The organism is uncultured Campylobacter sp., from assembly GCF_938045595.1.
Classification (GTDB): domain Bacteria; phylum Campylobacterota; class Campylobacteria; order Campylobacterales; family Campylobacteraceae; genus Campylobacter_B.
The window spans coordinates 1-8,555 of sequence record NZ_CALIBB010000167.1; the positions used below are offsets into that span (position 1 = coordinate 1).

6 protein-coding genes are annotated in these 8,555 nt (G+C 39.6%); 1 reads left to right on the top strand and 5 read right to left on the bottom strand.

From position 1 onward, the window contains the following. The 4 genes from Q0340_RS06755 to Q0340_RS06770 form a co-directional block, all read right to left on the bottom strand. Nucleotides 1–2,392 (bottom strand): calcium-binding protein (locus tag Q0340_RS06755; protein WP_298082676.1); only part of this gene is annotated, 2,392 nt, incomplete at its 3' end. Nucleotides 2,393–2,472: 80 nt separating this feature from the next. Beyond that, complete coding sequence (locus tag Q0340_RS06760; protein ID WP_298082677.1) at nucleotides 2,473–3,150, bottom strand: hypothetical protein; 678 nt, start codon at nucleotides 3,148–3,150, stop codon at nucleotides 2,473–2,475. An 11-nt stretch (nucleotides 3,151–3,161) separates the two neighbouring features. Next, nucleotides 3,162–3,785, bottom strand: a complete 624-nt coding sequence (locus tag Q0340_RS06765; protein WP_298082678.1) for a hypothetical protein — start codon at nucleotides 3,783–3,785, stop codon at nucleotides 3,162–3,164. A 384-nt stretch (nucleotides 3,786–4,169) separates the two neighbouring features. Then, nucleotides 4,170–6,038: a TolC family protein gene (locus Q0340_RS06770; RefSeq protein ID WP_298082679.1), complete on the bottom strand. Its 1,869-nt coding sequence runs from the start codon at nucleotides 6,036–6,038 to the stop codon at nucleotides 4,170–4,172. An 889-nt stretch (nucleotides 6,039–6,927) separates the two neighbouring features. Between Q0340_RS06770 and Q0340_RS06775 the strand changes: the two genes are divergently transcribed. Continuing rightward, nucleotides 6,928–7,092, top strand: coding sequence for a hypothetical protein (locus Q0340_RS06775; RefSeq protein WP_298082680.1), 165 nt, complete (start codon nucleotides 6,928–6,930; stop codon nucleotides 7,090–7,092). A 122-nt stretch (nucleotides 7,093–7,214) separates the two neighbouring features. On the opposite strand, the gene Q0340_RS06780 is transcribed toward Q0340_RS06775, so the two are convergent. Then, on the bottom strand, nucleotides 7,215–8,516 hold the full coding sequence (locus Q0340_RS06780; protein WP_298082681.1) for an HlyD family type I secretion periplasmic adaptor subunit: 1,302 nt from the start codon (nucleotides 8,514–8,516) through the stop codon (nucleotides 7,215–7,217). Nucleotides 8,517–8,555 lie beyond the last annotated feature (39 nt).

Here is an 8,555-nt window from a genome sequence, read left to right on the forward strand (position 1 = left end):
CTTCGCCGCCGTAAACGGTGTCGTTGCCATTCTGACCGTAAAGGGTGTCGGCTCCAGATTCTCCGTAAAGGATATCGTCTCCATTGTTAGCGTATATCGTATCATCTCCGGCTTGCCCATGAATTTCATCACTAGCATCTGCTCCGTAGATAGAATCGCTGGCATCGGTTCCTTTAAACATAGTCTGCTTTTCAAGTTCGCTAAGAGAAAGCTTGGTTCCATCTGCGAATTCGAAATTCTCTATCATGCCGCCGTTATAAGTAGATCCACTCCATATATAAGCATTATTTATCGTTATCTTGTCCTTGGTTCCTTTTATAGAAATTTCAAGGTTATCGATATTATTCTCAGCTCTTTTAACGATTAGATCTTTTAGGCTAATTCCCTCTTTAAATTTAATCGTATCGTTGCCGCTATCGTCATAGATATTATCGGCTCCGTCTCCTCTTCCGAATACGTAGGTATCATCACCGTATCCGCCATCAAGACCATCATTACCGGCTCCGCCTTCTAAGGTATCGCTACCGCTTTCTCCATAAAGAGCGTCGTCGCCGTCTCCGCCGTAGAGAATGTCATTGTCGGCTCCGCCGTAAAGCTTATCGTTACCTTCGCCGCCGTAAACGGTGTCGTTGCCATTCTGACCGTAAAGGGTGTCGGCTCCGGCAGACCCTATCATCATATCATTTGCATTGGTGCCGCTGGAATTGGAGGTTATCGTAGCTATGTCTAGCTTATTTTGTACCTCTTGCCCAATGGCGGCTATGTATTCACCCAACACCCCACGTTTATTCGCTCCATATGCGAACTCGGCAAGTAGGCTAAGTCCTGCGGCAAACTCCTTTTTGCTCTGAAACAAGGTAGCAAACTCTGCCAAATCCACGAAAGCCTTCTTGGGATCGCTTAGGTTGATCTCTTTAAATTTATCGATTACTTTGGTGAAATTTAGTCTGAAATCATACTTCGGCTTAGCAGATGTATTTGCGCCGCCGCTTGCGGCATCGGATTTTGAATTATTGCCCGCAGCCGCATCGTTAGGCACGGAGATCATATCCAGACTTATTAGATCCGCATAGCTTTTTAGTCTCGTTTGAGCCAGTAGCGAAGCATAGGAGTAGTTTAAAATTTTCTCATAAGTTTCGTTCGTGTTTTTGATGATAGCTTTTATATCGTCATTGCTTATATAATAGAGCTCCGCAGTCTTTGAGCCGGTGAAAGCATCGATTACTTTGATCTTATATTTTATGCCCTCAAACTCCTTTAGCAAGCTCTCATCTATAGAATTTGAGCTATTCAGTAGAGCCTGATATTGAGACGGAGTGAGGCTTAGTTTTCTAGCGTTTGGATTACCGGAGTTTATCACGTTACCGTCTGCATCTACATTGATGTTTGATCCTGCGCCTAGATTTACATTGCTTGGAAGCTTCACCCCTTTTAGGCCTACTTCATAGTCTGCCCCGTTAGAATTTCCGCCCGTGCTTCTTACAGCAGTCTCGCTCCAGGCTTTGATGAGACCTGGTAGAGCCTTGAGCTGCTCCTCTTTAGTACCTAAGCGAGAGTAGTTATCTAGTGCGCTAGCTAGCTCTTTATTTAATGCAGCGGCGGATCTTAGATCTCTTAAGAGTCCAAAGCCCTTGATATTTGCTCTAGCCATATCTTCGGAGCTTAACGGCGCCCCGTCTTTAAATTTAGAATTTATCGTATCTACGTTGAAATTTAGATCGCCCATACTATGAGCGGTGCCGTCTTTTTTAATGTAGCTTCCCTTTAGGCTTAGGGTATTTCCGCCTCCTAGATCTTCGTTTACCTCATTGTGATTTAGGCTTAGGCTAGCTATGCCTAGCTCATCTAAGCTCTTTAGCTCGCCTTCGTCTGAGATCCCGTTAGAGTTCGCATCCTGCCAAATTTTAAGATCTTTAAATTTATCGTCTTTATTATCTATAAGCCCGTCGTTATTGCTATCAAATTCCTTTAAAGCTTCGTAGCCGTCCTTAGCTAGTCTTTGATTGCCCTCTTTATCTTTTATCTGCGTGAAATTTCCAAATAGCTCGCTGCCGTCGTCTATCTTGCCGTTGCCGTTACGATCGTAGGCTAAAATTCCATCCTCTTTGCTTATCCAAGATGATTTGTGAGATACCCCATCTCCGTTGTGATCGAAGTAGGCTCCGCCGCTTTCATTATTATTCGAGCCTGATTTTTTATCCGAAGCCGTTATGGATATAGGATTGATACCGATCTTGCCGTCTCTGTTAAGATCAAGGGCGAGAGGGTCGTAGATGGAGATAGAGTTAAAGCCGAAGAATTGAGCTATGGATTTTATAGCATTTCGTAATGTATTTTCGAAATTTCCGTCCAAAGGATTGAAAAGGAGAGAATTGGAAAGAACGGTATTCATCCATGAAATTAAATCAAATTTTGGAGCATTGAGATCATCGAGATAATCCTGAAAAGCCTTTAGTCTCTCTTCATTTCCCTTTAAAGCACTGGCGCCCGTTTATCTAACGCCTCCTTTGCCTCCTTGCTATTCGGATTAGCATTAAATGCCTCTTGCGCCTCATTATATTGTTTTTTACATATTTCAACAAAATACTTAAGTGATTCCAATTCATTATTGTTTAATTTATCTTGAGATGCTCTATTTTCATTAAGCTTGTTTTGCCAATGATCGACATCTTTTTTCAAATCAGCATTTTCAGGATCTTTTTTAAGCTTTTTTTGTGCTTTCTCTAAAAGGCTTTCAAAAGATCGCTCATCCCATCGCAGTTCTCGCATTTGCTCCTTGTAGGTTTTAAAACGCGGGGTGGATGGTTCGTCCGTATCGGGTGGTTCGGATTTGAAACCGTCTGGATTCAAATATAATTCATTGGCTTTTTGTTCGGCATACAATCTTTTATTGTAATTTTGGGCAAAATTACCAATTCCTTTTATAGAATCTGTGTTTACAAAGACTTTTAAACCACTATTTGTCTTCATGGCATCATCTATAGCCTCTTCAAAGCCTACATCTTTACCTTTTTTCTTATAAATATAAACAGCGGTACCGATACCCAATGCAAACTGAAATATGCCTTTATTCTCGTCATATACATATTTACCTTCTCTACCCAATCTTTTTAAAGTATTTGCTAAGGTTTCTTTCTCTTCTTGTTTCATTGTCTATTCCTTTATTGAAATTCTAATTTTGTAGGATTGCATTCTTTATCGGCTTTGCAATCTTGAAATTTTTTGATGATTTTATTGAAATGTTCTTTATCGTGCGCCAAGTCTCGCGTCATCGTTGCGTATTTTATTACTTCGTCTATGTCGAAAGAATAATGTAGATATGTTAGAGCGCAAAGAAAACAAGAATTTATAATCTGACCGACTTCGCAGCCTCTTACCAGCCGTTCTAAACCCAATGGAATTCTGCTCGTTTTAATTAAAATTTCACCAGCCAAATCACAAGCTTCAAAATTTTCTCTACCATTTTTTTCAAGGCATTTTGTATTTAAACTTTCTAATAATTTTTCGCAAGTACTGTATTTTCCATTGCCGAAATCGCATTCTTTTATAAATTGCGAGATTTTTGGAGAATAAATTTTATCACAACCTATGTAATAATACGAAGCGTCGCAACCAACTTTCGCTTTGCCGTACTCTTCGGCGGACAGCCTAGAAAACCCATCGCTTAAAATTTTAACTCCCGCGGAATTTTGCCCTTGCACCTCGCTCGGCTCCGTATCTTGCATCCCAAAAGCAGCCCCGCTAAAACCGAGCCACAGCGCAAACGCTAAAAATATTTTTTTCATTATTCCCTCCTGTATATTAACATCGTATCGCAAACTTTGTGATTTTTTATCAAAGCCCTTGTTCCGATGAAAACATTTTGGCGCATTTTATCTTTTTATTCTTACGCTATATTTAAAATCTAAAACTATTTTCGCTTTGTCGAATTTTGAAGCTTACTTCTTTCTTAAATTTTAAAATTTTAATTTTGTATATTGAGGCAAGATATTAAATATAGTAGAGCAAGACATAAAGCCCAAAGCCGAATACAAACCGAGAAATACGATTATTAAAACCGTGTGACGCAATGTCTAAAAGATCAATGCAAGACGCTATGTTAAAACGCTATAGCCGCTTAAACTATCTATTGGGCTAGCCGCGAAACCATCTACTTGGCTACCAAGCGCCTACTCACACCTTCCGTATCTAGACATTAGTTCCGCTTTTTTGATATTAAAGCTAGCTTTTTGTGCATGTTCTTTAAGAGCTAGCTCCTTTTTTAAAGAAGCTATTAGAGAGTTTAAAACATCTATCTTTGAGCTTTCGTTACCGGCATTTAATCTCTTTTGCATAGTTAGGATATCTTTTGAAATTTTAGAGGAATTAGATAGGATTTTATCGTATTCGTCCTTTTTGGATAGAAATAGTTTAAGATCAGCGATCTGCTTTTCGTATTCTAATTTAGCTTCTTCTTTTTTAGATAAAATCCTCTCTTTATTTATCTGCTTTTCTTTGATCTGCGCGGCGCGCTTGCCTCCGTCAAATAGGCTCATATGCACCGTAAGTCCCGCTCTATATCCATGTCTTTTGACATCCTTTCCGGCGCGGCTAAAGTCGTCTCTGTCGCTGCCATAAAGATCGTATCTGCCGTAGAGCGAAACGGTAGGATAATAAAGTCTTTCTTGCGATCTCATACTTAGCTCATTTGCGGCTAATTCATGATCAAATCCTTTAGCGATTACGCTATCTTCAAAAGGTACGAAGTCTGAGCTGATACTATTGGCTCCGCCTAGATCCGATAGATAAAACACGTTTGGAATTTTAACTCCAGAAAGCGAGTAAATTTTATTTAAAACATTATTTGCGTTTAGTTCTAATTGAGACAGTTCATAGCTCGTATCGGCTAATGCTATGGCTTGATCTGCTAGAGCTGTTTTACTTAGCTCACCTGCGCCCGATAGCCTCTTTTCATAGATATAAAGCATCTCGTAGGCATCTTTTAACCGCTCATAAATTTCTATTCTATTTTTATATCCGAGCGCCTCGTCGTAAAGCTCCAAAAGCTTGATCGAGCTATCCATATACGAAGAGCATCTTTTAAGATCTGCTTGTTTGATATTCTCTTCGGCAGCTTCGATCGCTAACTCATCCGCGCCGAATTTAAATATATCTTGACGTAGTACTAAAGAGACGGAATCTCCATAGCCGCTTTGCGAGACTAGACTATCGTCGCCAATCTGCACGGAGTTGTAGCGGGCGCCGTAGCGTTTGGCGTATTCGCTATTGGCATTGATACCAAGCTCGGGATAGCGTGAGGCCTTTTGATACTCAAGCTCGTTGCGCGCGCTTTGCACATCCAGTCTGGTTAAATTTAAACTCGGTGAATTAGCTAAAGTATGCTCTAATAAGGCGTCGAAGGAGAAGGAGCTTGGGCCCGCTTTAAAATTTGAATCAAGCTGCCCGTCCAATCTTTTTTGATTTATATCCTGTATTTTTGATCTATCTAGTCGGTAAATTTTAGTAGGGGCTTTGGCTTCGGCTTTGGCTTTGGCTTTAGGATTTGAATCCTTTGAGGCGTCTTGCGAGCTATCTTGTTTGGAGCCCGTCTCTGGAGCGGAGAGATATTTTTCTAGGGCACTTTGAGCGTTTGGCGGAGTTTGTTGATTGGATATGCTTTGTTTATCGGACGTTAGCTTTTGTAGGGCTGCTTGAGTTTGAGTGGATTGTTTTGCCGATATTTTATTGGACGTGGATTTTTGCATAGCTAATTGGTTTTGAGTGGACGTTTTGTTGGGAGATGATCTTTGCGCGATAGTTTTATCAAGGGAGGATTTTGGTATGTCAGTTTGATTTTGAACTGATGCTTTATTAGAGGTAGGTTTTTGCCCGCTCGTTTTATCGGAGGAGAATCTTTGCACATTTGCTCTATCTGGGATAGGTTTCGGTGCGGCGGGATTAAATTTATCCGCCGCGTTTAACGCGCCTGCGCCCAAGATCAAAGCAAAAACGGTGAAAGCTATTTTAAATTTATCCGAACGAAGTTTAAATTTATCCAAATTAGGCTCTTTATAAATGAAATTTTAATGCATTTTATACGAAAGGGGATTAAAATTTTATAAAATGGCGGATGAAATTTTAAGTTCTGTCTTAAAAATTGAAAGACTAAGACAAGCGCTTCAAAGTATATCCTACCTATAAAGCGGCAGAGGAGTATATAAACTCTCTAGGGTACTTAAAGAATTTAAAGAAAGTATTTTAGCGAGGAGCGCAAAAGGAAAGTGGCAGAAAGCATAATGGACAAGTGAATCCAATGGAGCTAACAAGGATAATACGATAAGTAAAAAGTCGTCCCATTTGCCTTCCCATTCGTCTCATTTTACGCTATGAAGCGTGCCGTATGCAAGCTATAAATGCCCATGGCTGGGGGATATCCGTCAAGAGGCGATAGGCTCTTGACGGATATTATAGTATGTCTTTCCGTCGTGTTTTACCTTATTTAACTCTTTTGAGACGTTTTAGCGCTTTATGGGGGTTCTCTTTTTTTGGGCGGTATTTTTTGTATATTACAGCTACACGTAAATTTAAAAACACACCCATGTATTTTTTAATCATCATAACTATAAAAGCTATAAGCCTAAAAGATATTGTTATTTGTGATTGCAATGCTCTGTGAGTTCTTTTAATATTATGAGATGTTTTAATACTATGATGTGCTCTAATGCTTTAATCACTGCAACTATTAAGCTTCAATGTTCGCTTTTGGTGTTATGAGTGCATGAGCTTTTAGAATATCTACTTTATCCTTTTATTCGCTATTTTATCTTTTCGTTGCTCTTTGATATTCCTATACCATTTATTTGTTTCGTAATTTGATGGGTGACTGTTTTTGCGTTTATTGACCTTTGAATAGCTACCTATTTTATATCGCGTATTGCATTTGCTTCTATGCTTTATAATTTTGCGATACTGCGAAGTGAAATTTTAAAATTTGGAGCGGCAAAAGACCTTGAAATTCGATATGGTAAAGCGATTTTAAATTTTAAATACTTCATAAAAGGGCAAAATGCGCCAAATTTTTATATGAGTAGGGGATTTGATGATAGATTATGATAAAAGACCATAGCGGCAAAACGATTACTTACTAAAAAATCTAGAAATTCTTGTATCCGTTCTAAAATTTCAAGTCATATTTGAACAAATAAAAAATGGTAAATAGCCGCCATGCCCCTTCTCTATCTTATGCTAAGTCCTTCGTCCAGGTATTTGATGACGGGGTAGATAAATAGCTCTATTACGCGCCTTTTGCCTACTTTTACTTCGGCAGTTACGCTCATACCGGGCTCGATCTCCTTTTTGATCCCATCTACGATCAAAAATGTAGAATCGGGTCTAATCTTTACTTCGTAAATTTCTCCCAGCTTCTCGTCATTTATCGCATCGTTTGCTATGTGGATGAGCTTACCTTCTAGCTTGCCGTATTTTTGAAAGTCAAAGGTCTGAACCTTAATCGCTACGCTTTGATTGTTTTCCAGATAGCCTATGTCTTTATTAAGCACGTTTGCTTTGATGATCAAAGGCTTATCGCTAGGCACTATAGAGATTAAATTTTCTTGATTTGTGATGGCGGTTCCTTGCGTATTTACAAGTAGCTTTCCTACAAAGCCGTCAACGGGAGAGGAGATGATCTGCTGTCTGGTTTGAAACAAGATCGCGTTGATCTCCGCCTTTAGCGAGCTTGCTTCTTTCTGCTTGGCTAGCATCTCATCGAGCCATTTAGATATGTTTTGGCTTTTAAAGGCCTCAAGCTCTTTGGCTAGCTCGTCTAAATTTGCCCTTTGCTCGGCAAGCTTCTCTTTTGAAATTTTAAGATTGGAGTTTAGCTCGATTACCTTGGATTTGAGCTCATATAGATCTCTGCGCGCTATTATATCTTTTACTTTATTTAGATTACTTAGTCTTGCTTCATCTATCTTTAAAATTCCGCTTAGCCTCTCTACCTCTAAATTAGTAGAGTTTATTCCCATTTGCAGAGCTTGCATTTTTAGATTATAGACATTTATACTCTCTTCGTAATTTGATTTTTGCGTATTGTATAAGCTAAGCTCATCTGCGCTGATATTAGCGTCCAGACTCCTGCCCGAACTTAGAGCGTCGAGCCTTTTTATCGAGTATTCAAGTAGCGCCAAGCTCTCTTGCTTGGTGGATAAATTTACCGTAGAGACGCTAGGATCGATTAAGATTAGATGATCGCCCTTTTTTACTCTATCGCCCTCTTTTACTAAAATTTTAGAGACGACGCCGCTTTCGAGAGATTTTAAAATTTTAATCTCGCCGTCGGGCACGACCTTGCCGTTAGCGCTTACTACGATATCCACTTTAGCAAATACCATCCACAGCAAGGCAAATATCAAAGCCCCGCAAGCTATCCATAAGATAGATCTTCCTAGCGGGTTTTGCGGAGCATCCTCTATCTCGATTAAAAGAGGCTTGAACTCGTTTGAATCATCCTCTATTCTTTTGAAAATTTTTAGCATTGTTTATCCCGCCCTGCCCTTCGACCTATCCTAGCTGCT